At 68.5% G+C, this 24,970-nt stretch carries 25 protein-coding genes and 1 pseudogene; 16 read left to right on the top strand and 10 right to left on the bottom strand.

What is annotated here, in order from left to right; all coding sequences use genetic code 11:
• From VFF46_RS13375 to VFF46_RS13395, 5 genes and pseudogenes are all read left to right on the top strand, one after another.
• Positions 1-285 (top strand): annotated as a pseudogene (locus tag VFF46_RS13375) (transporter substrate-binding domain-containing protein); the annotation flags it as partial.
• Between the two features lie 8 nt (positions 286-293).
• The gene (locus tag VFF46_RS13380; RefSeq protein WP_325037423.1) at positions 294-1,253 is read left to right on the top strand and encodes an amino acid ABC transporter permease; all 960 of its coding nucleotides are present in this window, start codon (positions 294-296) and stop codon (positions 1,251-1,253) included.
• Positions 1,253-2,029, top strand: a complete 777-nt coding sequence (locus VFF46_RS13385; protein WP_325037424.1) for an amino acid ABC transporter ATP-binding protein — start codon at positions 1,253-1,255, stop codon at positions 2,027-2,029. Before VFF46_RS13380 ends, VFF46_RS13385 begins: the two co-directional genes overlap by 1 nt.
• A 78-nt stretch (positions 2,030-2,107) precedes the next feature.
• On the top strand, positions 2,108-2,500 hold the full coding sequence (locus tag VFF46_RS13390; RefSeq protein ID WP_325037425.1) for an anti-sigma regulatory factor: 393 nt from the start codon (positions 2,108-2,110) through the stop codon (positions 2,498-2,500).
• A gap of 76 nt (positions 2,501-2,576) precedes the next feature.
• Complete coding sequence (locus VFF46_RS13395; RefSeq protein WP_325037426.1) at positions 2,577-3,356, top strand: RNA polymerase sigma factor SigF; 780 nt, start codon at positions 2,577-2,579, stop codon at positions 3,354-3,356.
• A gap of 2 nt (positions 3,357-3,358) precedes the next feature.
• Here VFF46_RS13395 and VFF46_RS13400 read toward each other — a convergent pair whose 3' ends face one another.
• Positions 3,359-3,691 (bottom strand): hypothetical protein, encoded by a 333-nt coding sequence (locus tag VFF46_RS13400; RefSeq protein ID WP_325037427.1) that lies wholly within the window; start codon positions 3,689-3,691, stop codon positions 3,359-3,361.
• Between the two features lie 457 nt (positions 3,692-4,148).
• Here VFF46_RS13400 and VFF46_RS13405 point away from each other — a divergent pair, with 457 nt between their 5' ends.
• On the top strand, positions 4,149-4,400 hold the full coding sequence (locus VFF46_RS13405; RefSeq protein WP_130383822.1) for a WhiB family transcriptional regulator: 252 nt from the start codon (positions 4,149-4,151) through the stop codon (positions 4,398-4,400).
• A gap of 45 nt (positions 4,401-4,445) precedes the next feature.
• Here the strand turns inward: VFF46_RS13405 and VFF46_RS13410 are convergent, their stop codons facing one another.
• The gene (locus VFF46_RS13410; RefSeq protein WP_325037428.1) at positions 4,446-5,924 is read right to left on the bottom strand and encodes a sensor histidine kinase; all 1,479 of its coding nucleotides are present in this window, start codon (positions 5,922-5,924) and stop codon (positions 4,446-4,448) included.
• Positions 5,925-6,029: 105 nt separating this feature from the next.
• On the opposite strand from VFF46_RS13410, the gene VFF46_RS13415 reads away from it, so the two are divergent.
• On the top strand, positions 6,030-6,932 hold the full coding sequence (locus VFF46_RS13415; RefSeq protein WP_325037429.1) for a DUF2785 domain-containing protein: 903 nt from the start codon (positions 6,030-6,032) through the stop codon (positions 6,930-6,932).
• Here VFF46_RS13415 and VFF46_RS13420 read toward each other — a convergent pair.
• Positions 6,929-7,930: an endonuclease/exonuclease/phosphatase family protein gene (locus VFF46_RS13420; protein ID WP_325037430.1), complete on the bottom strand. Its 1,002-nt coding sequence runs from the start codon at positions 7,928-7,930 to the stop codon at positions 6,929-6,931. The two genes, VFF46_RS13415 and VFF46_RS13420, sit on opposite strands and share 4 nt — an antisense overlap.
• A gap of 85 nt (positions 7,931-8,015) precedes the next feature.
• Between VFF46_RS13420 and VFF46_RS13425 the strand changes: the two genes are divergently transcribed.
• The 3 genes from VFF46_RS13425 to VFF46_RS13435 all read left to right on the top strand — a co-directional run bounded on the left by VFF46_RS13425 (position 8,016) and on the right by VFF46_RS13435 (position 10,855).
• Complete coding sequence (locus VFF46_RS13425; RefSeq protein ID WP_325037431.1) at positions 8,016-8,282, top strand: DUF3311 domain-containing protein; 267 nt, start codon at positions 8,016-8,018, stop codon at positions 8,280-8,282.
• A gap of 62 nt (positions 8,283-8,344) precedes the next feature.
• Positions 8,345-9,922 (top strand): monocarboxylate uptake permease MctP, encoded by a 1,578-nt coding sequence (gene mctP, locus VFF46_RS13430; protein ID WP_325037445.1) that lies wholly within the window; start codon positions 8,345-8,347, stop codon positions 9,920-9,922.
• Positions 9,923-10,105: 183 nt separating this feature from the next.
• Positions 10,106-10,855, top strand: coding sequence for a DUF5317 domain-containing protein (locus VFF46_RS13435; protein WP_325037432.1), 750 nt, complete (start codon positions 10,106-10,108; stop codon positions 10,853-10,855).
• 201 nt (positions 10,856-11,056) lie between these two features.
• Here the strand turns inward: VFF46_RS13435 and VFF46_RS13440 are convergent, their stop codons facing one another.
• Positions 11,057-12,337, bottom strand: coding sequence for an HD-GYP domain-containing protein (locus VFF46_RS13440; RefSeq protein ID WP_325037433.1), 1,281 nt, complete (start codon positions 12,335-12,337; stop codon positions 11,057-11,059).
• A complete protein-coding gene (locus tag VFF46_RS13445; protein WP_325037434.1) occupies positions 12,334-13,695 on the bottom strand; it encodes an HD-GYP domain-containing protein in 1,362 nt (453 codons plus the stop codon). Before VFF46_RS13445 ends, VFF46_RS13440 begins: the two co-directional genes overlap by 4 nt.
• Positions 13,696-13,955: 260 nt before the next feature.
• On the opposite strand from VFF46_RS13445, the gene VFF46_RS40605 reads away from it, so the two are divergent.
• Positions 13,956-14,030, top strand: coding sequence for a 50S ribosomal protein bL37 (locus tag VFF46_RS40605; RefSeq protein WP_369759046.1), 75 nt, complete (start codon positions 13,956-13,958; stop codon positions 14,028-14,030).
• 270 nt (positions 14,031-14,300) lie between these two features.
• Entirely contained in the window at positions 14,301-16,754 is a 2,454-nt protein-coding gene (locus VFF46_RS13450) for a helix-turn-helix domain-containing protein (RefSeq protein ID WP_325037435.1), read from the top strand.
• A gap of 13 nt (positions 16,755-16,767) precedes the next feature.
• On the opposite strand, the gene rsrA is transcribed toward VFF46_RS13450, so the two are convergent.
• From rsrA to VFF46_RS13470, 4 genes are all read right to left on the bottom strand, one after another.
• Positions 16,768-17,046, bottom strand: a complete 279-nt coding sequence (gene rsrA / locus VFF46_RS13455; RefSeq protein ID WP_325037436.1) for a mycothiol system anti-sigma-R factor — start codon at positions 17,044-17,046, stop codon at positions 16,768-16,770.
• Positions 17,043-17,687 carry a sigma-70 family RNA polymerase sigma factor gene (locus VFF46_RS13460; RefSeq protein WP_325037437.1) on the bottom strand — a complete coding sequence of 215 codons (645 nt, stop codon included), beginning with the start codon at positions 17,685-17,687 and terminating at the stop codon, positions 17,043-17,045. The genes rsrA and VFF46_RS13460 overlap by 4 nt, the downstream gene beginning before the upstream one ends.
• A 103-nt stretch (positions 17,688-17,790) precedes the next feature.
• Positions 17,791-18,432 (bottom strand): alpha/beta family hydrolase, encoded by a 642-nt coding sequence (locus VFF46_RS13465; RefSeq protein WP_325037438.1) that lies wholly within the window; start codon positions 18,430-18,432, stop codon positions 17,791-17,793.
• A gap of 37 nt (positions 18,433-18,469) precedes the next feature.
• Positions 18,470-19,255: an SOS response-associated peptidase gene (locus VFF46_RS13470; RefSeq protein ID WP_325037439.1), complete on the bottom strand. Its 786-nt coding sequence runs from the start codon at positions 19,253-19,255 to the stop codon at positions 18,470-18,472.
• A 67-nt stretch (positions 19,256-19,322) separates the two neighbouring features.
• Here VFF46_RS13470 and VFF46_RS13475 point away from each other — a divergent pair, with 67 nt between their 5' ends.
• From VFF46_RS13475 to VFF46_RS13485, 3 genes are all read left to right on the top strand, one after another.
• Entirely contained in the window at positions 19,323-19,775 is a 453-nt protein-coding gene (locus tag VFF46_RS13475) for a MarR family winged helix-turn-helix transcriptional regulator (RefSeq protein WP_325037440.1), read from the top strand.
• Between the two features lie 4 nt (positions 19,776-19,779).
• Positions 19,780-20,259, top strand: a complete 480-nt coding sequence (locus VFF46_RS13480) for a universal stress protein (protein WP_325037441.1) — start codon at positions 19,780-19,782, stop codon at positions 20,257-20,259.
• Positions 20,260-20,345: 86 nt separating this feature from the next.
• The gene (locus tag VFF46_RS13485) at positions 20,346-22,085 is read left to right on the top strand and encodes an MFS transporter (RefSeq protein ID WP_325037442.1); all 1,740 of its coding nucleotides are present in this window, start codon (positions 20,346-20,348) and stop codon (positions 22,083-22,085) included.
• Positions 22,086-22,177: 92 nt separating this feature from the next.
• On the opposite strand, the gene VFF46_RS13490 is transcribed toward VFF46_RS13485, so the two are convergent.
• Positions 22,178-22,990: a hypothetical protein gene (locus VFF46_RS13490; RefSeq protein ID WP_325037443.1), complete on the bottom strand. Its 813-nt coding sequence runs from the start codon at positions 22,988-22,990 to the stop codon at positions 22,178-22,180.
• 262 nt (positions 22,991-23,252) lie between these two features.
• On the opposite strand from VFF46_RS13490, the gene VFF46_RS13495 reads away from it, so the two are divergent.
• Positions 23,253-24,970 (top strand): sigma-70 family RNA polymerase sigma factor (locus tag VFF46_RS13495; RefSeq protein ID WP_325037444.1); only part of this gene is annotated, 1,718 nt, incomplete at its 3' end.

The raw sequence follows: 24,970 nt of genomic DNA on the forward strand, positions 1-24,970 counted from the left end.
GACCAGGCGACCGCGGACCTCGCCTCCGGCAAGACCGACGCGATGCTCGCCGACTCCCCGGTCGTGCTGGACGCGATCAAGCAGACCAACGGCCAGCTCGAGCAGCTCGGCCAGATCTACGACGCGGCGCCGTACGGGTACGTGGTCCCGAAGTCGGAGACGGCGTTCGCCCAGGCGCTCGTCAAGGCGCTGCAGGCACTGAACACCGACGGCACCTACAAGTCGGTTCTGCAGAAGTGGAACAACGACTCGGGTGCGATCACCGACTTCGCCGTCAACCCGTGAGCTGAGAGATGAGTACCGAAACCGAAGCCCGGCCGCAGGACGCTCCTCAGCGGCCGGGCGCGATCGAGGCCGTGCCGGTGCGGCATCCCGGCCGCTGGGTCGCGATCGCCGTGATCGCGGTGCTGGCCGCGATGCTGCTGCACCTACTGGTGACGAACAGCGCCTTCGACTGGAAGTTCGTCTTCCAGGCGATGAACCAGCAGCCGGTCATCAACGGCTTCCTGAAGGGCACGCTGCTGGTCACCGCGCTGTCGATGGTCGTCGGGGTCGGCGGCGGCGTACTGCTCGCCGTGATGCGGCTCTCGGACAACCCGATCCTGTCCGGTGTCTCGTGGGTGTTCACCTGGTTCTTCCGGAGCATCCCGCGGTACATCCTGCTGTTCACGATGGGTACGCTCGGGATCCTGTTCCCGAAGGGCATCGCGCTCGGTGTGCCGTTCGACTGGAAGCTGATCGACTGGTTCGGGCTGTCCGGCGACTGGCGGTTCCTGAACCTGGACGCGAACCAGGTGTTCACCGGCCTGGTCGCCGGTGTGATCGGGCTCGGCCTGTCCGAGGCGGCGTACATGGCGGAGATCGCCAGGGCCGGGATCATGAGCGTCGACAAGGGCCAGGCCGAGGCCGCGCAGGCGCTCGGCATGAGCAGTGGCAAGGTGATGCGCCGGGTGGTGCTGCCGCAGGCGATGCGGGTGATCGTGCCGCCGACCGGCAACGAGACCATCGCGATGCTCAAGGACACCTCGCTGCTGGTCGCGGTGCCGGTGATCGGCGAGCTCTTTTACCAACTGCAGTCGATCGGCAGCAACTTCTACAAGACGTTCCCGATCGCGGTGGCGGCGACGCTGTACTACCTGGCGGCGACCAGCGTGCTGATGGTCGGGCAGTACTTCCTGGAGCGGCACTTCGGCCGCGGGTTCGGTACCAAGGCGCCGCGCGCTGCGCGTCCGGCCGGGGCAGGAGGCGCCTGATGCCGCTGGTGCACGCGGTCAACGTGACCAAGTCGTTCCACCACAACGAAGTACTGAAGGGCATCGACCTGGACGTCGAGCGCGGGCAGGTGGTCTGTCTGCTCGGCCCGTCCGGGTCCGGGAAGACCACGTTCCTGCGCTGTATCAACCAGCTCGAGACGATCGACGGCGGCCGGATCTGGGTCGACGACGAGCTGATGGGGTACACCGAGCGCGACGGCAAGCTGTACCGCCTGAAGAACAAGGAGATCGCGGCACAGCGGCGCGAGATCGGGATGGTGTTCCAGCGGTTCAACCTGTTCCCGCACATGACCGCGCTGGAGAACATCGTCGAGGCGCCGACCCAGGTCCGGCGGGAGTCCAAGAAGGGCGCGCGGGAGCGGGCGATGAAGCTGCTCGACCGGGTCGGCCTCGCGGACCGGTGCGACGCCTACCCGGCGCAGTTGTCCGGCGGCCAGCAGCAGCGGGTCGCAATCGCCCGGGCGCTGGCGATGCAGCCGAAGCTGATGCTGTTCGACGAGCCGACGTCGGCCCTCGACCCGGAGCTGGTCGGCGAGGTACTGGCGGTGATGCGCGAGCTGGCGCTGGACGGGATGACGATGATCGTGGTCACCCACGAGATGGCGTTCGCCCGGGACGTCGCGGACACCGTCGTGTTCATGGACGCCGGCGTCGTGGTCGAGTCCGGCCCGCCGAAGGACGTGATCGGCAACCCGCAACACGCCCGCACCAAGACCTTCCTCACCCGCCTCCGCTCCGAACACGAACACCCCTGATACCACGCCGCGCCGGAGGCGCGGCCAAAAGTACTGTTGGATGATGTACGGCGAGTGGGTCGATTCGAGGGAGACGATGTGAGCAGCAGCGCAGGGGCCGCCGAGGTTCGCCTGAGTATCCCGGCGGACGGTGCGTACATCGCCGTACCGCGGTCGGTGGTGGGGAACCTCGCGGCCCGCAACGACTTCACGCTGGACGCGATCGACGACCTGCGGATCGCGGTCGACGAGGCGTGCGCGCTGCTGCTGCCGCAGTCGGCGGACGGCGTACTCGAGTGCGTGTTCCAGATCGCGCCGCCGCAGCTGACCGTGCGGACGAGCGCCGTCGTACCGAACGGCTGGCGCCCGGACACCACGTCGTTCGGCTGGACCGTGCTGACCGCGCTCGTGGAGTCGGCCGCCGCCGAGACCATCGACGGCCGGCTGACCATCACCGTGACGGCCACCGCCACCGCCACGGAGACACTGTGAGCCGAGCGCAGCGAGCGAACAATCAGCACAGCACCGCTGTCGGTCGCGCCGGAGCCGAGCGCAGCGAGGCGCAGGCGTGACCGACGAACAGACGCAGGAATCTCCTGATCTTCGGACCCGAACGGCCGGCTTCTTCCAGCAGATGGCGGCCGGCCCGGGCGATCCGGGGTACGTGGCGGCCCGCGACGGCCTGGTCGCGCTGCACATGCCGCTGGTGGAGCACCTGGCCCGTCGCTTCCGGAACCGCGGCGAGCCGTACGACGACCTGGTCCAGGTGGCGACGATCGGCCTGATCAAGGCGATCGACCGGTTCGACTCGGACCGGGGCGTGGAGTTCTCGACGTACGCGACGCCGACCATCCTCGGCGAGATCAAGCGGTACTTCCGGGACAAGGGCTGGGCGATCCGGGTGCCGCGGCGGCTGCAGGAGCTCCGGCTGTCGCTGACCGCCGCGACCGCGGAGCTGACCCAGGAGCTCGGCCGGGCGCCGACGGTGGCGGAGTTGTCCGACCGGCTCGGCCTGTCGCCGGACCTGGTGATCGAAGGCCTGGAGTCCGCGAACGCGTACAACACCTTGTCCCTGGACGCTCCCGATCAGAACGAGACCGACGCGACCACGGTGCTGGACGGGCTCGGCGGCGAGGACGAGGCACTGGAGAGCGTCGAGTACCGGGAGTCGCTGAAACCGTTGCTGGCCCAGCTGGACACCCGCGAGAAGCGGATCCTGACACTGCGGTTCTTCCGCGGGATGACGCAGTCGCAGATCGCCGAGGAGATCGGGATCTCCCAGATGCACGTCTCCCGGCTGCTCGCCCGAACCCTGACCGAACTCCGGACAGGCCTGCTCAAGGAGTAGGACTAAAGGACGTGATCGTTGGAGTCACCAGCGGTCAGGGCCTCGGTGGAAGCCTTCTGGAAAACGCACACCAGGATCGCGACGGCCAGTACGGCGAGGCCGGCGGCAACGGCCTTGGTGCCGCCGTCCCAGAGGCTGTACGCGATCAGGAGCTGGATCAGCTGCGTGAACACCGTCGGCCCGCGGCTCCAGCGCGCGGCCTTCCACAGTCCCCGGACGGCGACGAAGACCAGGCCGACGCCGTACACCAGGAAGAAGCCGGTCGTGGTCAGACCGAGCACCAGCCGGGAACTGTCGACCGTCAAGGCTTGGGCAATTCCGAGAACGATGAGCACAAGCCCTTCCACAGCGACCACTGCCGCAGCTAATTTGAGCGGTCTCGGGACTGCGGCAGCTGGGGAGTCGGTCGGCACGTCGCCAGCATAGGACCCGGGAGCCGCGCGAAACCCCGGCCCCACAGGGATTTGAGGTTCTGCGTAACCAAAAGATGGTTGGAACGGTTACCTGCAGTGAACGGGTACTTGCAGACGGGCCGCTTCGTCCGATAACCGGATGGAGAGCGCCGCTGTGTGCCGGTTCGGAGTGTTAAGGAAGCGTTGTGATCGGATCGACAACTCAATAACCCTTGTTTCGATCCGCCAAGATTGGGAACATGGTCTCGTTCGTGAAAGCGTTCACAACAAGACGCGGCACCAAACCCCGTGCCTCACGAACCGACGAGTACAGCACCGCTGATTGGGCACAGACCTACCCGTCAGCATACGTCAACTACTGAGAGAGATGGGATCCGCCATGGATTGGCGCCACCGGGCCGTATGCCTCGACGAGGACCCGGAACTGTTCTTCCCCATCGGCAACACCGGGCCCGCGATCATGCAGATCGAGGAGGCCAAGCAGGTGTGCCGACGCTGCGACGTGCGTGAGCAGTGCCTGGCATGGGCGCTGGAAGCCGGCCAGGACCACGGTGTGTGGGGCGGCCTGAGCGAGGACGAGCGCCGCGCGCTGAAGCGCCGCAACGCCCGGCAACGCATCCGCACCGCCTGAGCAAGTCCTCTTCGAGGCCCCGCGGAACGCACCGCGGGGCCTTTGTCATTCCTTGACCGGGACGTCCAGGGTGACCTGCGTACCGGTCCGGCCGTCGTGGCGGGGACCGAACCGCAGCGTTCCGTCGAGTTCGCCGATCACCAGCGTGCGGACGATCGAGAGTCCGAGGTTCCCGGACAGCTCGGAGTCGAAGTCCGGCGGCAGACCCTTGCCGTCGTCCAGTACGTCGACGTGCAGCCGGCCGAGCGCCCGCTCGGCCACCAGCTCGATCGTCCCGCTGGCCGCTCCGGAGTCCCGCGCCCCGAACGCGTGCTCCACCGAGTTCTGCATCAGCTCGGTGAGCACCATCGCCAGCGGAGTCGCGACTTCGGAGTCCAGGACGCCGAACGACCCGCTGCGCCGGGTCTGCACCGTGGTCGCGACCGTCGACACGTCCGCGACCATCGCACCGACCCGGTCCGCGACGTCGTCGAAGTCCACGTGCTCGTCGAACGACTCCGAGAGCGTCTCGTGCACGATCGCGATCGACCCGACCCGGCGCACGGCCTCGGCCAGCGCGTCCTGACCTTCGGGCACCGTGATCCTTCGGGCCTGCATCCGGAGTAACGCGGCGACCGTCTGCAAGTTGTTCTTGACGCGATGATGAATCTCCCGGATGGTCGCCTCCTTGGTGACCAGCTCCCGTTCCCGGCTGCGCAGCTCCGTCACGTCCCGGAGCAGGATCAGCGCCCCCACGTGCTGGCCGTCCGAGCGCAGCGGGATCGCGCGCAGGAACAGCGTCGCGTCGGCGTTCTCGATCTCGATCTCCTTGGCGGCCCGCCCGGTGACCACCGACGCGAGCACGTCGTCGACCTTGTGCCCGGAATGCAGCAGCTCCGCGGTGATGTCCTTCAGCCGGGATCCGACCAGATCGGTCACCAGCCCCATCCGGCGGTACGCCGACAACGCGTTCGGGCTGGCGAACGTCACCATGCCGTGCCGATCGACCCGGATACAGCCGTCACCGACTCGTGGGGTGGTGGACAGCAGCCGTTCGCCGCCGTACGGGAAGATACCGTCGGTGATCATCCGGGCCAGGTCCGTCGCGCTCTGCAGGTACGCGATCTCCAGCCGGGACGGGGTCCGGACGCCGAGCAGGTTGGTGTTCCGGGCGATCACCGCGATCACCCGGGAGCCCCGGCGGACCGGGATCGTCTCGACCCGGACCGGTACGTCGTCGCGCCATTCCGGGTCTCCCTCGCGGCAGATCCGGCCGCCGTCGTACGCCTGGTCCAGCAGGTGCCGGCGGCCGCGCGGGATGAAGCTGCCGACGATGTCGTCGAGGTACGCGGTGGGTCCGGTGGTCGGGCGCATCTGGGCACCGGCCCAGAACCCGAGCCCCTCGGTGTCCGGGAGCCAGAGCACCAGGTCGGCGAACGACAGGTCGGCGAGCATCTGCCAGTCCGAGACGAGCAGCTGCAGACGGTCCAGGTCGGCCTGGTCGAGCGTGGTGTGGTTGCGCGCCACATCGGTCAAAGACGGCACGCTCCGATGGTATCGATCGGCTTATACCAGGGTGATAACTGGTCCGCTCGACAAGAGGGCGTGTGTGGGTGTTGATTGAGCAGCGAGAGATGAAAGGATGCTCGGGTGGAGTCGACGTACTGGCAGGACGTGATGGCCGCGGACTACGCGGTACCCCACGACCGTACGCTGACCGATCTCACCGAGGAGCTCGTCCGGGGCCTGGCCAGCACCAATCCGCAGGTCCGTGACGCCCTCGCGTACCCGACGCTCGCCACCTGGCTGGAGCGCGGGGTGTACGACGACCTGCTGCCCGGGTTCGGCGACGGCCTCTGCGCCGGGCTGAACTACGGGCTCGGTGAGGACGGTACCGACACGGTCTTCCGCCGCTCGTTCACCGCGCTGACGCTGGCGGAGGTGATCCACCGCGACAACGCCGAGTTCCTGGTGCACGACGAGGTGGTGATGCGCTGGGGCGACCGGCTGGCGACCTGGCTGCTGCGCGAACGCGACCTGCGCGGCTACGTGCAGGACTGCGGGTGGGCGCATGCCGTTGCCCACGGCGCCGACGCGATCGGCGCGCTGGCCCGCTCCCGGCACTGCGACGCCGGCGTACTGCGGGCGCTGCTCGACGTGCTCGCGGACCGGATCGTCAAGGACACGCCGTACCGCTGGGTGCACGAGGAACACGACCGGGTGGCGCACGCGGTGATGACGATCCTGCACCGGAACATGCTGTCCAGCGACGAGCTCGAGCGCTGGCTGAAGCCGATCGCGGCGACCGCGGGGCAGCAGCCGCTGATGCACGAGACGCTGCCGGAGTGGCCCTCGCCGAACGTGTTCAACGCCCGCGGCGTGCTGCACGTCCTGCTCAGCCAGCTCGCGATCGGCGTGAAGGGCTTCCCGATCCCCGGCGACGACGAGCTGTTCGGCCGGCCGATCCAGGCCCGCGCGGACCTGCTGCTGATGCTGACCGAAGCGGTGCAGGCCTCCCAGCCGTACATCTACAGGCCTGCAGCAACGTCCTAGGGCTTCAGCGCGATCGTCGCGACAACGGCCCGGTGGTCGGTGCCATGGATCGGGTACGTCGCGAACCGGCCCGGCTCGAACTGTCGCGTCACCACCACGTGGTCGATCTGTGTCCGCAGTACGGCGGGCTGATCCGCCGGCCAGGTGCCCTGGAGCCCACCGCCCACGGACGGCCCGACGCTGCGGCAGTAACCGCCCAGCGCGGCCCGGAAGTCCGCGTGGTCGACGGTCGCGTTGTAGTCGCCCGCGATCACCGTCGGCGGATCCTGCGAGCACCACTCGCGGACCTTCAGCAGGTCGTGCGCCCAGGTCGTCACGGAGGCCGGCAGCGGCGGGTAGCCGTGGTACGCGATCAACCGGACCTCGCCGAGGTTCCCACCGGTCACGACGACGTTCCCGAACGTCGTCCCGGGCTCGGACGCGAACGCCACGTCGCCGAGCGCCGGCGACACCAGCACACTCGTCGCACTCGGCGCCGCACTGCTCGCCTGGGCCGTGTATCCCTTGTACTGCCGGCCCGGCAGCAGCGCGCGGATCTGCTCGCGGACATCGGCCTGTGCCTCGGGCAACGAAACCAGGTCGGGCTTGCGGTCGAGGATCAGCTGCGCCACGTCCGCGGCCCGGGCGGCGCCACCGAGCACGTTCGCGACCATGATGGTCAGCGGGCGGGACCCGGCCGGCGCCGGCCGCGCGTGCGAGAACTGGCGCGGCGTGGTCAGTGCCGCGCCGATCAACGCCAGTACGGCGATCGACGCGGCCGCGATCCGCCAGCCCCGGCGGACCAGCATCAGCAGGGCGAGTACCAGTACGACGACCAGAATCTGCGGGCGGAACGCGGCGACCTGGGTGAACGGGGTCAGCTCGTCGAGCCCGAACAGTTCCGGGAACAGCGGCACGGCGACGACGAGGAGGAACAGCACGGACAGCACGATCCGCCGTACGAACCATGCCCTTTCTGAGCGCAGCGAACGAACAATAGGTACCGCAGTGTTACCCATGCACACACCCGATGGTCTGGTCGCTTGTCCGGACGAACGGTAGCGTGCTCCGTTGCGCCTGTATGTCCCTCCGAGGAGGTTTGCAGTGTCCCGATTGTCCGCGATCAGACCCGCGTACTGGATCTCCGGTGTGCTCCTCGTGGTGGCCGTCGTCGTACCGCTCCTGGTGCCGACGTACGCCCGGCAGGACCCGCATCTGTGGGGCTTCCCGTTCTTCTACTGGTACCAGCTGCTGTGGGTGTTCCTGTCCGCGATCCTGGTCAGCATCAGTTACCGCCTGCTCCGCGCAGAGGAGCGCCGGCGCCGGGCCGAGCAGGGCCTGGGCGACCCGGACAAGGACGGTGACCAGTGAACACCAAGGTCGACTGGGTGCAGCTGATCATCGTCGTGGTGATCTTCGCCGCCGTCACGGTGATGGGCTTCATGGCGGCCCGCTGGCGCAGCGGCGGTCACCTCGAGAGCCTCGACGAGTGGGGTCTGGGCGGTCGCGGGTTCGGCACGTTCATCACCTGGTTCCTGCTGGGCGGCGACCTCTACACGGCGTACACCTTCATCGCGGTCCCCGCGGCGATGTACGCGACCGGGGCGATCAGCGGGTTCTTCGCGGTGCCGTACACGATCGTCGCGTATCCGATCGTGTTCATGTTCATGGCCCGGTTGTGGTCGGTGTCGCACCGGCACGGGTACGTGACGCCGGCCGACTTCGTCCAGGGCCGGTACGGCAGCAAGCTGCTCTCGCTGGCGGTGGCGATCACCGGCATCCTCGCTCTGATGCCCTACATCGCTTTGCAGCTCGTCGGTATGCAGGCCGTCTTCGAGACGATGGGCCTCGGCGGCAACAACACGCTGGCCAAGGACCTGCCGCTGCTGATCGCGTTCGCCGTACTGGCGGCGTACACGTACTCGTCGGGTCTGCGGGCTCCGGCGATGATCGCGTTCGTCAAGGACTTCCTGATCTACGTGGTGATCCTGGTCGCGATCTTCTACCTGCCGCACGTGCTCGGCGGCTGGGACGGGATCTTCCACGCGGCGCAGGACAAGATGGCCAAGCCGAGCCCGGCGACCGGCAAGCCGACCGGGTCGTTCATCCCGGCCGGAGCCGGCTACGTGTCGTACTGGACGCTGGGGCTCGGGTCCGCGATGGCACTGTTCATGTACCCGCACTCGGTGACGGCGGTGCTGTCCACCAAGACGCGGAACGTCGTCCGGCGGAACGCGGCCATCCTCCCGGCGTACTCGCTGCTGCTCGGGCTGCTCGCCCTGCTGGGCTTCATGGCGATCAAGGCGAAGGTCAACGTGAAGGGCCTGGACGGGCTGGCGAACCCGCAGCTGGCGATCCCGCGGCTGTTCGACCAGGAGTTCCCGTCCTGGTTCGCGGGCATCGCGTTCGCGGCGATCGCGGTCGGTGCGCTGGTGCCGGCGGCGATCATGTCGATCGCGGCGGCGAACCTGTTCACCCGGAACATCTACCGCGCCTTCATCAAGCCCGACGCCACCCCGGCCAACGAGGCGAAGGTGTCCAAGCTCGCGTCCCTGCTGGTGAAGGTCGGCGCGCTGGCGTTCGTGCTCGGCATGGACAAGACGATCGCGCTGAACCTGCAACTGCTCGGCGGGATCTGGATCCTGCAGACGTTCCCGGCGATCGTGGTCGGGCTGTTCACCCGCTGGTTCCACCGGTACGCGTTGCTGGCCGGCTGGGCGGTGGCGATGGTGTTCGGCACGGTGTCGGCGTACAACGTGGTGAACCCGGCGACCAAGAAGCACTTCGGCGGCTCGCTGGCGAACATCCCGTTCACCAACACACCGGCGTACATCGCGCTGACGGCGTTCGTACTGAACGTGATCGTGGTCGTGATCCTGACCGCCGTACTGCGGGCCCTGAAGGTCGCAGACGGGCAGGACACCACGCACCCGTCGGACTACACCGCCGACCGCGGCGACCCGGGCGTCGAAGACGTCATCGACGCCGGCCCGGCCCCCGCCAAGCCCTGACCCCCAGGGGCCGTTTGCGTGGTGAACCTCGCAAACGGCCCCTTCACACGGCGCATGCGCGGCTGGAACGGTCCGTTTCGGTGGTGAACCACTGAAACGAGGCGTGACATTTTGCGGTTAAGTCGACACGCTGCGGGGTCAGCTTGCCCGGTTTCGGGCCGCTGATTCGGCAGAATCACCCCCGTGCTGCTGGTCCTCCTCGTCATGGTGCTCGCCGCCGGGGTGGCCCTCGCGACCGGCGGCCGGTTCGGCAACCTGGCCGGCAACACGTTGACCGGCGTGCACTGGCTCGCGGCCGCGGCGATCGGCCAGTTGCTCGGCTCGCTCCTCGGCGGTACGGCGTACCCCGTCGGGCTGATCGGATCCGCGGTCTGCATCGCGGTCTTCCTCCGCCTGAACCTCCGGCACCCCGGCGTCGGCCTGCTGGCGTTGGGCTTCTTCTGCAACGCCGTCGTGGTCGCCCTGAACGGCGCGATGCCGGTATCGCTGCGCGCACTGGAACGCGCCGGCGTCGGCAACGCCGCGATCACCGACGCCCGCCACGAGCTCGCCGGCACGGCAACCCGCCTGCCCTGGCTCGGCGACGTCGTACCCGTGGCCCTTCCCGGCCTCGGCCAGGCGATCAGCCCCGGCGACGTCCTGATCGCAGCCGGCGCCGGCCTCCTGCTGTACGCCGCCATGGGCGGTTCGAGCCGCGTCCCCGCAACCACCGCACCAACCTGGTCCACCCTCGAACCCTGCGCCGGCACCCCCGCCCTGCTCCACCTCTCCCCCAACACCAACCGCGAACTCTCCTCCGAACCCCCACGACCTCCAAGACCTGCTGAAGGTGCTGGACCTGCTGAAGGTGCTGGCCCTGGACGAGACGCGGGGCCTGGAGGAGACGCGGCGCCTGGAGGAGACGCAGTGCGTGGAGACGCAGGGCGGGGATGAGACGCAGGGCCTGGAAGAGATGCTGGGCGGGGACGAGACGCAGGGCCTGGAAGACATGCTGGGCACGGACGAGACGCAGGGCCTGGAAGAGATGCCGGGCGTGGAGGAGATGCTGGGCCCGGACCAGCTGCCGGGCGTGGAGGAGATGCTGGGCCCGGACCAGATGCTGGGCCTGGAGGAGATGCTGGGCGGGGAGGGCCTTCAGAAGCGGAAGCCGCGCCCCACGACTCGCCGGAGTGACTCGACCACCACCGGGTCGTACTCCGCCCCGATCCCCAGCCCGATCGACTCCATCGCCTTGTCCGGCGACTGCCCCGACCCTTCCCCCACCAGCTGCTCGTACGCCAGCGCCACGTTCACGATCCCGCTCTCCACCGGAATCGACGAGTCGTTCGCCCGCCCGTGCCGGTACGGATCGTTGGAGTGCCGCACGATCTCGGCCACATGATCCAGCACCCCCGACCGCTCGATCACCGCCGCCCCGATCTCCGCCGCCCGCTGCCGCTCCTCCCGGGTCCGCAACAACGAAGCCCCACCAGGACTGGGATCCGCCAACGCCAACTGCCCCACCCCCGACAACAACGCCGCATACTCCAACGCCTCCATCCGAGCCGGCGTCAACCCCAGATCGTTGCCAACAGCCACCGCCAGCGCCGCGGTCCGCGCATTCTGCCCCGGACTGCTGAACCCCGCAATCTCCGTACTCCGAGCCATCGACCGCACGGTCGTCCGATAAGTCCGCTGCGCCGAAGCAAACCGCCGAAACGCAAACTGCGTCAACAACAACGGCACCACCACGAGCGGTATGGCCCAGAGCCCAATCAGCGAGACACCCGCGGCCAGGAGGACGCCGCCGAGAGCCATCGCCATACCGATCCGGCCCATCATCACCAACTCGTCACGGAGTGCCGCGGGGAACGGCATACCGAGACGCTCCGTCGTTTGGCCGGCACCCACGAGCGCGTCGATCACACCGGCGCTCAGGACACCGAGCAGCATCGCCAGCAGCAGTAGCACAGCATGCTGCCAGGAATGGTCCCAGTTCAGGTCGTCCGGGAGGATGCCGGCGAATACCACCGCGGCGCAGGCGACCGAGATGAACCGCCGGTTCGCGACCACCAGGTCTGCCCTCAACCCGGCGATCGCGCGCGGCACCAGTCCAGCTGTCGTGGCCAGCCACGTGACTGCCATCACCTGCGAGACGTCAGGCACTGCATCGAGCGTCGATCCGCGCAGCATCGCATAGGCGAGCGCCGCACTCGTGGCGATCGGCGCCCGGTTGCGGCTGCGATCGACCTTGAACTGGACCATCTCGCCGACTGCGATCAGCAGTCCGAACGCTGCGACGTACGGCCAGTCGGTCACACCACGACGAACCGTCATCAGGAGTGCGGTCAATCCCAGCACCGTGCCCGCACCGATGATCACCGCCCCGGTACGGAGCCCCTTTGACTCATTGGTGGTCTCCACCGCATCGCTCATGTCGGTCCCGCCGCGGTGCCGGACGCACCACCGCCGCTACCCAGACTCAAGTCGTCGTGGTCGATCGTGACGTCGACGTTGCTGTCCGGCGCCGGCTGTTCCTCGGCCGCTGCCAGCCATCCCTGCGTTCTGATGACGTGCACGAATGCGTCGACAAGAGCTGGATCGAAATGCGTCAGGCGGTCCTGCTCCAAAATCGCCAGCGTTTGCTCGACGCTGCGGGCGGGTCGATAGGAGCGCGTCGAGGTCAACGAGTCGAAGGCGTCCACGATGCCGATGATCCTCGCGAAGTACGGAATCTTGGTTCCACTGAGGCCTGCCGGGTAGCCGCTCCCGTCGTACTTCTCGTGATGATGCAGGACCGCGGACTTGACCTCCTCCAGGAACGGGATGTTCCCGATCAGTTCGACGCCGCGGGCGGGGTGCAGCCGGATCGCGTCCATCTCCGTATCGTCCAGACGGCCAGGCTTCCGAATGATGCTGGTAGGTACACCGACCTTCCCCACGTCGTGCAGCAGTCCCGCGTGCTCGAGGGCCTGCTGCCGGTCCGCAGGCAGCTGCAGTCGGCGACCGAGCATGCCTACGCCCCGGCTGACCCGCTCCGAATGACCGCGCGTGTACAGGTCCTTGGTTTCGATGACTTCGATGAACGCCCGCATTGCGGCTGCCTGCGCGGCGCGTTCGGCCTCGTCCTGCGTCAGCGCCCAGCGCGCGACGATCAACGGCACCATCACAAGCAAGCCTGCCAGAATTCCGAGTCCTCCGAGCCAGACTACGGCCATCAGCACCCCGAGCAGCCCGTAGCCGAGCATCGGCAACGCGGTCGGCGCGACAACCTCTCGGAAGAACGAGATCACTACGGTGACGCCACGCTCGAGGCTGAGCACCATACACATCAGCACGGCATTGACGAGTTGATGCACAACGCCGGCAGCCGTCACGCCGAGGATGGCCTGCGGGGCATGGATGAAGGCATCATCGCCAGTCGGGGCGTTGAGCAGTATGTAAGCAACGGCACCGCCGCCTGCAGAGAGGATCCGCTGCGACGTGTTGTGGACCCGCTTGATCAGCGGGACGTCTCGCGGCTGCATCAGAGCCCCCACACCGGCGACCACAACGGCAGCCGCCGGGCCAGCAATAACGTACACAGACATGGTCACGATGGATGCCAGCGTGGCACCGCGGGCAGGACCATGAGGAAAGCGGAGAGTACTCGCCGCCAGGACGACGACGCAGAGCTGCACGGCTGTTGAATAGTCGGTCAACTGACGCAGTGCGTAAACCCAGACACCCAACGCGATCAAGGCGACGGTCGACACCAAGAGGCGTAGCGCCGAACGGTGCAGCGTACTCGTCATCCCACGCCTTCAGGTCAGGATCACCACTCCCAGTTGTCACCATGCATGATAAGTCACCTCCGATCAGCGGCGTAGTCTTGAAACCGCCTACGGCGGATCCAGGGGGCAGACAGCGCACTGCTGACTCGTCTGAAAATTTTGCTCACGTGTGCCGCGCCGAAACACTGTAAGCCCAACCGGTGACCCGCCGGAGGACGTGAGGAACCTGGCCTGATATGAGAGACTGTGACTCTTTGCAGTTGTTTCAAGGAGGCTTAGGAATGGGAAAGACCGGCCGGAAGCGCCGTGCACGCAAGAAGAAGGGCGCTAACCACGGCAAGCGCCCCAACGCCTGACTCAGGCGGCTACAGACAGCGAGGACCTCGGAGAAATCCGGGGTCTTTGCGATTTGGTCACAGCTTTACAGCAGACCAGCTAAACAGAGGTCTTGTATTCGGAGAGTCCTCGCCCGTCTACCGAATGCGATCTTTCAAACGATCGTTGGATATTCGGCATCCGCGACCCAGGACCTGTGGACGACGGCCAGCACCCGGCGCCGGATCCCCCTAGAGTTAGCCCGGGGAGGTTTCCGGTACTGACCGATATGGGCCCGAGGAGGGTGGGTAGTGAACGAGCCGGCCACGCCGACGCTGAGTGAACTGCTCCGCACCTTCCGTACCCGCGCCGGCCTCACCCAGGCCGCCCTCGCCGAAAGCGCCGGCCTCAGCGAACAGGCCATCAGCGTCCTCGAACGCGGCACCCGCAGTCGGCCACGCGCCGACACCGTCCGCGCGCTCATCCAGGCCCTGGCCCTCACACCCACCGAAGCCGACCAGTTCCGCACCGTTGCCCGCGGCAAGCTCGGCACCCCACGACCGACCCCCAAGGACCCCGCCACCGACCAGGCCCCGACCCCCTGGCAACTCCCACCCGCCGCCCCCGACTTCACCGGCCGCACCGCCCAGGTCGACGCAATCCTTTCCGTACTTCGGGATTCGTCGGCTGTGGGCCTGGTGTCCATCACCGGGATGGGCGGCATCGGCAAGACCACCCTGGCCGTTCACGCCGCGCACAAACTGGCCGCCACGTACCCGGACGGCCACCTCTACCTGAACCTTCGCGGCTACGGCCCGGGCGCGCCGATGAACCCCACGGACGCCCAGCGTCACCTGCTGCGCTCGCTCGGTTCCGACATCGACTCGATCCCCGACAGCGTCGACGAGGCAACTGCCTTGCTGCGGAGCCAGTTGGCCGGCCGGCGCGTGCTCATGCTGCTCGACAACGCCGCGGACATCGCCCAGGTGTTGCCACTCCTGCCTGGGCATGCGGGCTCGTCGGCGATCATCACCAGCCGCGGCTCGTTCGCGAATCTCCCGGGCGCCCGGCAGATCCTCCTCGACGCGCTGTCGGAGTCGGAGTCGGTCGACCTGCTGGCCGGCATGATCGGGCCGAGCCGGGTGGTCGCCGAGCCGGGTGCCACCCAGGTCCTGGCCAGGTATGCCGGGCGCCTGCCGCTCGCGATCCGGCTGGTCGGCGGGCGGCTCGCTACCCGGCCGACGTGGCCGGTTCAGCATCTCGTCGACCTGCTGAAGGACGAGGAGCGCCGCCTCGACAGCCTTGGCTCGGACGAGACCGGAGTGCGCGCCAGCATCGCCAGTTCGGTGCAGTTCCTCGAAACCAGCGACCGCGATCTCGACCGGAAGGCGGCCGCCGCGCTGCCGGTGCTGGCTGTTCCGGACGGCTCCGATCTGACGACGGGCATCGCCGCCACACTCCTCGAAGTACCACTGCGCCGAGCCGATGCGATCGTCGAACGGCTTGTCGACCTCAACCTGCTGGAATCCGTCGCCCCGGGACGCTTCCGGTTCCACGACCTGATCCGCGCGTACGGGCGAGAGGTCGCGGACACGACCCTCTCACCGGCGGAGCGCGACGAAGCCCTGGCCCGAGTCATCAGGTACTACGTCGAAGCCGGCTGGAGTTGCCACGCGCTGACACACCCGACGAGTCCGCGCCTCCCCATGGCGACAGTCGGTGTCAGCGGTCTGCTGCCGACGTTCAGCAGCCGGGAGGACAGCCTCCGATGGCTGGACGCAGAGCAGCGGAATCTCATGGACCGCTTCCGCCAGGCCCGGCAGACGAGTCTGGCGGACGACGTGTTGCTGGCGGAGCTACCGCTCGCATTGTTCGGCTATCACGAGTCACGACGTCGCTGGCAGGAGATTCGCGAGGTCGGATCCGGTGCCGTCGAGCTCGCCCAACGGCACGGCCGGGCCGACGTCGCCGCCTGGCTGCAGCATGACGGCGCTATCCCGGACGCGGAGAACGGCGCGGTCCATGCGGCATCCACCCGGATCCGGGCCGCGCTGAAGATGTTCTTCGAGATCCACGACCAGTTCGGTCAGGCACGATGCTGCTCGTCCCTGGCCTACTTGCTCGGGATGGTCGGCGAGATCGACGACGCGCTGGCGTACGGCCGGGTCGCGCTCTCGTTGAGCCGCACGATCCAGGACACGACGCTCGAAGGAGTCGCACTGACGGCGGTCGGTGCGCTGTACGACCGGACCGGCGACTTCGCCCGCGCCGACGAAGCCTTCGCCGCGGGCATCGCGCTGGCCGAGCGGAACAACGACAGCCGCGCGCTCTTCAAGCGGTACCTGAACGCGGCCTTCGCGCATCTGCAAGTCGGCCGGCATCAGGACTCCGTCAGAACGGCGTCAGAAGCACTCAAGATCCTCGAGCGCCTCGGTGACGCGACCGTCCAAGGCGAGGCCCACCACCTGCTGACAGCCGCGTACGCGGCCCAGGGCGACTATCTCGCGGCGATCGGGCACATCGAATCCGGCCTGCACGCGGCCCGAATCGCGCACGACGTCGAGCGCGAGGGCCGCCTGTACGTCGAGCGCGCGAGAATCAACGCGGTACAGGGCGACCGGGAGGCGGCCGCTGCACATCTGGACACCGCATTGGTGTTGCTCCGGAATACCTCGGGCGTTTACCTAGCGGACGCGCGTGAGGTACAAGGCAAACTACAGCGGAATGAAATCACCAGCTACGAGGTCATCCGGCACACGTTCTGACCCGGCTGCCCAATCAGTCCGTCGTGGTGATGGTGGTTTCTATTTGGATTTGGGTTAGGCGGAGGAGGATTTTTTGGCGGAGGGCGTCGGGGGCGTGGTCGGAGCCGCAGGAGCGGTGGACCAGTTTTTTGACGCAGCGTTCCAGGTCGTACTCGTCGAGGCAGGGGGCGCACTCTTCGAGGTGCTGGCGGATCTGCTCGGAACTGGCGTCCTCGAGTTCGTTGTCGATGAAGACGTAGACCCGCTGCAGGATCTCCCCGCAGTCGGCGTCGTGGGGCTCGCCGCAGCTCACGACTCCTCCTTCTCCGCGGTCTCGCCGGTGGCCGGCGAGGCTGCGTCCGTGCTGTCGTCCGGGATCAGCCCGCGGTCCCGGGCGTAGTCGCCGAGCAGGTCGCGGAGCTGGCGCCGGCCGCGGTGCAGCCGCGACATCACGGTGCCGACCGGTGTGCCCATGATCTCGGCGATCTCCTTGTAGGCAAAGCCCTCGACGTCGGCCAGGTACACGGCCAGCCGGAAGTCCTCCGGGATGGCCTGCAGGGCGGACTTGACGTCGGAGTCGGGCAGGTGCTCGAGAGCGACTGCCTCGGCCGACTTCAGGCCGCCGGGAGTGTGCGACTCGGCGGCGGTCAGCTGCCAGTCCTCGATCTCCTCGGTCGGCGACTGGGTCGGCTGCCGCTGACGCTTCCGGTATCCGTTGATGAAGGTGTTCGTCAGGATCCGGTACAGCCACGCCTTCAGGTTGGTGCCCGGCGTGAACTGGTGGAACGAGCTGTACGCCTTCGCGAAGGTGTCCTGCACCAGGTCCTCGGCGTCCGACGGATTACGGGTCATCCGCATCGCCGCGGCGTACATCTGGTCCAGGAAAGGCAGCGCCTCGCGCTCGAAGCGCGCGGTGCGCTGCTCGGGTGTCTCGGTCGTGGTGGGAGTCGGCATCGGGATCGAGAATACCGGGGTCTTCACGGTAGTCCGAGCCGGAGCCTGTCTCGTCGCCATCATGTTGGTCACAACACACCCGGCCACGGGGGCATTCCCAGCCTCAGCCCGACACCTCGCGGATCACCCATTCGAACACAGCTTCGACCAGCAGGTCGTACGTCTCCTGCTGGTCGAGCTCGGCGCGCTTCGGCACCTTGAAGGAGTGGTCGGCGTCCGGTACGACGGCCATCTCGGTGAGCGGCGGGAACTCCTCCGGCGTACCGAACGGGTCCCGCTCGCCCTGGACGACGAGGGTCGGCAGCCCGGCGCCGCGGAGCTCGTCGACGCGGGACTTCTCGGGTTTCCCCGGTGCGTGCAGCGGAAAGGCCAGCGCCAGTACGCCGGACGCGCCCAGGCTGCTCGCGGTACGGCAGGCCACCCGGGCGCCGGCGCTGCGCCCGCCGATCACCAGCGGCGTACGGACCCGCAGTTGGCCGATGATCGCGATCCACGCCTCGTCCAGCACCTTGGGCGCCGGTGCCAGCTTGCGGCCCGCGCGGCGCCACGGCTGCTCGATCAGGAACACGTTGATGTCCTGCTTCGGCAGCCGCGCGGCCAGTGCGGCCAGGTCGCCCGACTCGATACCGGCCCCGGCACCGTGACCGAGGGCCAGCGTCGCCACCGGGCGGCGGGCACGGTGCGCCACGATCCGGGCCTCGCCGTGCGGCGTCCCCACAATCCGTTCGTCGGTCACCCGCCCCATCCTGTCATCACGGCAAGTGAAGACGAGGTACGGCGGCTCAGAAAAGGGTTGTCGGCGCGTCCTGCGGGTCCTCGCCGTCGGGTGGGAGCGGGTCGAGCAGGTGCGGGCCGTTGTTCTTCACCGAGCTGACCGCCTTGGAGACGGCGTACGCCTCGAGGCGGCCCGGGGCAGCCGGGACCAGCAGTTCGAGCAGGTCGTCGGGGTCGGAGGACAGCGGGTCGAGCCAGGCGTCGTACCGCTCGCGCTCGACCAGCAGCGGCATCCGGTCGTGGATCCGGCCGAGGTCGTCGGTCGACGACGTGGTCAGTACGGTGCACGTCCACAGCCAGGCCTCGTCGGAGTCCGGGTCGGCGACGGACTTGTCCCGCCAGATCTCGTACAGCCCGGCCATCGCGAGCACGCTGCCGTCCGGCGGGTGGATGAAGTACGGCTGCTTGACGGGCTTTCCGTTCAGCTTCTCCTCGGCGGTGTACCACTCGTAGTACCCGTCGGCGGGCAGGATGCAGCGGCGGGTGGCGAACGCCTTCTTGAACGCGGGCTTCTCCGCCACGGTCTCCATCCGGGCGTTGATCAGCCGGCTGCCGATCGAGGTGTCCTTGGCCCAGGACGGCACCAGCCCCCACCTGACCGTGGTGAGTTTCCGGATCGTGGCGTCGGGCTGCTCGCGGTCCTTGCGCTCGACCACCGCGATCACCTGGTTGGTGGGCGCGACGTTGTAGTTCTCGCCGAGCTTCTCGACCGACTCGCGGACGTTGCCGGTCTCGATCTCGAACTCGGCGACGAGGTCGGACGGGGACCGGCTGGAGGCATACCTACCGCACATGGACCCCCAGCCTAGACCGGGCCAGATCACATAGCCGGATCTATATAACCGTGCCTATACTTGTCGTATGAGTACCCGGACCGCCACGATCGGCGAGGCACTGTTCGGGCTGGCGACGGTCGCGATCCGGCGCCGGCCACGGACGCTGAGCCTGACCGCCGCCTCGGTGCTGTCGACCCTGGAGCGCACCGGCCCGCGCCGGCTCACCGACCTGGCCGTCAGCGAGGAGGTGACCCAGCCGTCGATGACCGCGCTGGTGACCCAGCTCGCCGACCAGGGCCTGGCCGAGCGCCGCCGGGACGCCGCCGACGCCCGCGTCGTACTGGTCGCGATCACCGACGCCGGCAGCCGCCGGCTCCGCGACATGCGGGCCGAGGGCGCGTCCACGATCACCGACCTGATCGACAAGCTCGACGACTGCGACGCCGACGCGCTGCACGACGCCACCCCCGCACTCCTCCGCCTGATCCAGCTGGCCGGCGAGGACCAGGACAGCCGTACTCCGTTGCCGAAGAGGTGACCAGATGAACTACGACGCCGAAGCCCGGCGCACTCCGCTCCCACTGAACCGACACCTCGGCGAGCCGGCGATCGTCGTCGGCCTGGACGGCTCCGGCACCAGCTGGGACGCCTTCGCCTGGGCGGCCGGCGAGGCGCTGCGTACCAACGGCCGCCTGGTCGCGGTCTACGTGATGCCGTTCTCCGATCCGACCGCGGCACTGGGCGTTCCGTACGACTACGGTGCCGCGCAGGAGAGCCGCCAGGAGCTCGCCGCCGAGATCGAGGCGGAGGCGGAGCACCGCGCGCACGAGACCGGCGTACAGCTGACTTTCGTGAGCGAGTTCGGGGACGCGATCGGGACGCTGTCCGGGGTCGCGCGGCAGGTTGACGCCCGGCTGGTGGTGGTCGGCCGGTCGGCGAAGCGCTGGCACCGGCTGACCGGCTCCCTCGGCCACCGGCTCACCTGCCGCAAGGACGCGCCGGTCGTCGTCGTGGTGCCGTAGACACCCCCACCGGAGGTCGGCCTCCGGGTAGCGAGATATACTTAGCATTGCTAAGCAAATCTCTCTCTCCCTGGGGAAGTGCTGCTGTGACTTCAGGCGACAACTCCGTACGCCGGTTCGCGGTCGAACGGGACCACCCGCGGTACAAGTGGGTGGCACTGTCCAACACCACGCTCGGCGTGCTGATGGCGACCGTGAACTCCTCGATCGTGATCATCTCGCTGCCGGACATCTTCCGCGGCATCAAGCTCGACCCGTTGCGACCGGGCAATGTCAGCTACCTGCTCTGGATGCTGATGGGCTTCCTGGTCGTGACCGCCGTCCTGGTCGTCACGCTCGGCCGGCTCGGCGACATCTACGGCCGGGTGAAGATCTACAACCTCGGTTTCCTGGTCTTCACGATCGGGTCCGTGGCGCTGGTGTTCGACCCGCTGACCCAGGGTGCGGGCGCGCTCTGGCTGATTCTCTGGCGGGTCGTGCAGGGCGTCGGAGCGGCGATGCTGTTCGCGAACTCGACCGCGATCCTCACCGACGCGTTCCCGGCCGACCGCCGCGGTTTCGCGCTCGGTATCAACCAGGTGGCCGCGATCGGCGGCTCGTTCATCGGGCTGATCGTGGGCGGCGTACTGGCGCCGGTCGACTGGCGACTGGTGTTCTTCGTGTCGGTCCCGTTCGGCCTGCTCGGCACGGTCTGGTCGTACCACAGCCTGCGCGAGACCAGTACCCGCTCCGCGGCCCGGATCGACTGGTGGGGCAACGCGCTGTTCGCGGTCGGCGTGACCGCGATCCTGGTCGCGATCACGTACGGGATCCAGCCGTACGGCGGGCACGAGATGGGCTGGACCAGTCCGTGGGTTCTCGGCGGGCTGATCGCCGGGCTCGTCCTGCTGGTCGCGTTCTGCCTCGTCGAGGCGCGGACCACCGACCCGATGTTCGACATGTCGCTGTTCCGGATCCAGGCGTTCTCGGCCGGGAACCTGGCCGGCCTGCTGTCGTCGATCAGCCGTGGCGGGTTGCAGTTCATGCTGATCATCTGGCTGCAGGGCATCTGGCTGCCGCTGCACGGCTACAGCTTCGAGAGCACGCCGCTGTGGGCAGGGATCTACCTGCTGCCGCTGACCGTCGCGTTCCTGATCGCCGGGCCGTTGTCGGGGTACTTCTCCGACCGGCTCGGCGCCCGTACGCTCGCGACCGGCGGGCTCGTGCTGGTCGCGGTGAGCTTCGCCGGATTGATGGTGCTGCCCACCGACTTCAGCTACTGGGCGTTCGCCGGCCTGCTGGTGCTGAACGGCATCGGCTCCGGGCTGTTCTCCGCGCCGAACACCACCGCGATCATGAACAGCGTGCCGGCGAACCGCCGCGGCGCCGCCTCCGGCATGCGCGGCACGTTCCTGAACTCCGGTACGTCGCTGTCGATCGGCGTGTTCTTCACGATGATGATCGCCGGACTGGCGGCCACGCTGCCGCGGACGCTGACCGACGGGCTGCACGCGCACGGCGTACCGCTGAACGTTGCCGCGGGCATCGGGAACCAGCCGCCGGTGGGCAGCCTGTTCGCGGCGTTCCTCGGGTACAACCCGATCGGCACCGCGCTGAACGCCGTACCGGCGTCGGCGATCAAGGGTGCGGACCTGGGCACGCTGACCAGCAAGCAGTTCTTCCCGGAGCTGATCTCGGGGCCGTTCCACCACGGTCTGGTGATCGTGTTCGCGGTCGCGATCGGGATGTCGCTGGTCGGCGCGGCGGCCTCGCTGTTCCGCGGGCCGCGGTACATCCACACCGAGCCGGAGGACGCCCGGCTGCCCGCCACCGCCGTACAACCATGACAAGCGGCGGCGGATCGCCCACCCCGTGTTAGGCGATCCGCCGCCGGTAAAGTGCGCCCGGGCGCCCCCCTGTAGGCGTCCGGACGCAGGTCTCAGGTTCTGGCCAGCTCGTCGAGCAGCCTCCCGGCCATCGCGTCGCTACCGGGCAGGCCCTCGATCCAGATCCGGGCCAGCTGCGGTACGTCGGTGTCCAGCCGCCACTGGGTGATCAGGGCTCGTACCGTCGCGACCTGCTCCGGCAGGTTCGGCTCGCGGCCGACGAGCGCCGCCGCGCGGCGTGAGCCGACGCGGCCCAGTACGTCACCGCCGCAGAAGACGATCCGCAGGCATTCCGCGACGTCGACGAGCCGGAGCTCGCGGTCGAACGGCGAGGTGCCCGGCGGATTGAGCGGTTCGACAACCACCAGTGCGTGGGTTTGCGGTACGGAAGTTCCACGGAATTCCGCCTCTCGGTAGAGCTCGCCGAGCCGGGACCGCAGGTGCGCCAGGCTGGACAGCCCGGTCAGCGGGTCCTCGCAGGACAGCGAGTGCAGATAGACGAGTGATGCCTCGGCCCAGCTGGAACTGAGTGCGCGTACCGCGGCGAAAGCCGGCTCGCCCCCGGCGATCGAGCGGTACAGCGCACTCAGCCCATCAAGTGCCTCCACCAGCGAGATACCGTCGGCCGCGAGGCGGCGTCCGGTCTCGTCCGACGCAGGCACGACATCGGCACCGTCGCGGAGCGCCTCGGCGATCGCGAGATAGGCGCTGTGGTCGGTACCAGCTGTGCCGAGCGGATCCCTCCGCCCGCTCGGTTGAGCAGTGGACGACGCTTCCGGCGCGAGCCGGGCGGGCGACCCCGCCAGGTTCAGGGACTTGGCCGGACGCAGGTCGAGCCGTCGACGGATGTCCGCGAACAGCGACATGGTCCTCCTCAGCTAGCCCCGTCAGTCTCCCGACCGGTCGGCCGGAAGCGTCGTACGCCGAAGAGACAGCGCCCATGACGGTTCATGACGCGGATTTCCGAGAATTTTTTCGGCGTAACTTCGGGACTGGCGTTGTCGTAAGGAAAGAGGCACAGTTTCCGCGTCATGGAAGGTGCGCAGATCCGTCCTACGTGGGAGCCTTGTCTCCGGCGGTACGTGACGGTCCGTCACGTCGTCGTACACAGAGTTAGCGGGGAGATGGATGGAGACGCCAGAGGGTCCGAGTGACGCCGAGTTCATCGCGCGCGTCCGCAACGGCGACCTGGAGGCGTACGGCGAGCTGTACGCGCGGCACCACCACGCCGCCGAGCGGATGGCCCGCCAACTGGTGCCGGCCAACGACGCCGACGACCTGGCCAGTGACGCGTTCGCGAAGGTGCTGGACGCGCTGCGCGCCGGCGGCGGCCCGGACGTCTCCTTCCGCGCCTATCTGCTGACGACGGTACGGCGGGTGCACGTCGACCGGATCCGCTCCGGTAAGAAGGTGCAGTCCACCGACGACATCGCGTCGTACGAGCGCGAGCCGGAAGGCTTCGACGACCCGACCGTGACCGGGTTCGAGAGCGGGGCGGCGGCGAAGGCGTTCGCGAGTCTGCCCGAGCGCTGGCAGGCCGTGCTGTGGCACACCGAGGTCGAGGGCGAGAAGCCGGCCGCGATCGCGCCGCTGCTGGGGCTGACCGCGAACGGTGTGTCCGCGCTCGCGTACCGGGCGCGGGAGGGCCTGCGGCAGGCGTACCTGCAGCAGCACCTGGCCGATGTCGCCGGGGATCGTTGCCGCTGGACGACCGAGCGGCTCGGCGCGTACGTCCGCGGCGGGCTGACCAAGCGCGAGAACAAGAACGTCCGCGAGCACCTGGACGACTGCGCGAAGTGCACCGCGGTGTACCTCGAGCTCGTCGAGGTCAACAGTGCGCTGCCGGCGCTCCTCGCCCCGGCGCTGCTGGGCACCGCGGGGCTCGGCTACCTGGCCGCGGCCTCCGGCGCGAAGGTCGGTCTGGTCGGCATCTTCGTCACCGGCTGGAAGAAGGTCACCGAGAACAGCACCCGGACCGCCGTCGGCGCCGGTGCTGTCGTGGTGGTCGCCGTCGCCGCCGTGCTCGCGGCGATGGCGCTGACCGGCAACCACACTCCCCCGGCGGCGATCAACCAGCCGTCGCAGCCGTCCCAGCCGACCGTCCCGCCGGCGAACCCGACCAACCAGCCGACCCAGCCGCCGGCCAAACCACCGGCGAAGCCGACCACGAAGCCGCCGGCAACAAAGCCCACCCAACCGCCGGCATCCAACCCGACGACCGCCCCCACCACGGCGCCCACCACCGCGCCGACTACTCCCACACCGACGCAGACCACACCGGTGCCGACCCCGCCGCCCGCCACCCCAACACCCCCGAAGCCGACGCCCACCACGCCGATCCACTACCCCGGCATGGTCACCATCAGCATCCCCCACGGCGGAGGCGCACCATCAACACAGCGAGGCGGAGGCGCGCCGCCCGTACAAGGGCGAGGAGGCGCGCCCGCGTCCCAGCGGGGCGGGGGCGTGCCCGCGGGCAACGGTGCGCCCGCTGTGCAGGAGGGTGGCGGAGCGCCTGTGCTGCAGCAGGGCGGGGGGTCGGCGCAGGCCGGCACCGTGACGCCTCGGGCGGGTAGTGCGGGGGCTCAGGGGGCGGGGGCTGGGGTGCAGTTCGTGGTTACGATCAAGCCGCCGGCGAAGAATGCGAATCCGGTGGTGATTCGGCTCACGTACGGCGCGGAGCTCGAGTGGCCGTTGACGACGAACCCGCCGGGCTGGACGTGTGTGAAGGCGACCGGCAGCTGTACGGCAGCCAACTCCGCGAACCCGCAGCCGATGGCGGTCACGTTCAACGCCCCGACCGGCGGCACCGCCGCGGACCGGACGTTCACGGTCAGCGCCCGGAC

The sequence above is a fragment of the Kribbella sp. genome (assembly GCF_035655035.1).
In the GTDB taxonomy this organism is placed as follows: Bacteria; Actinomycetota; Actinomycetes; order Propionibacteriales; family Kribbellaceae; genus Kribbella.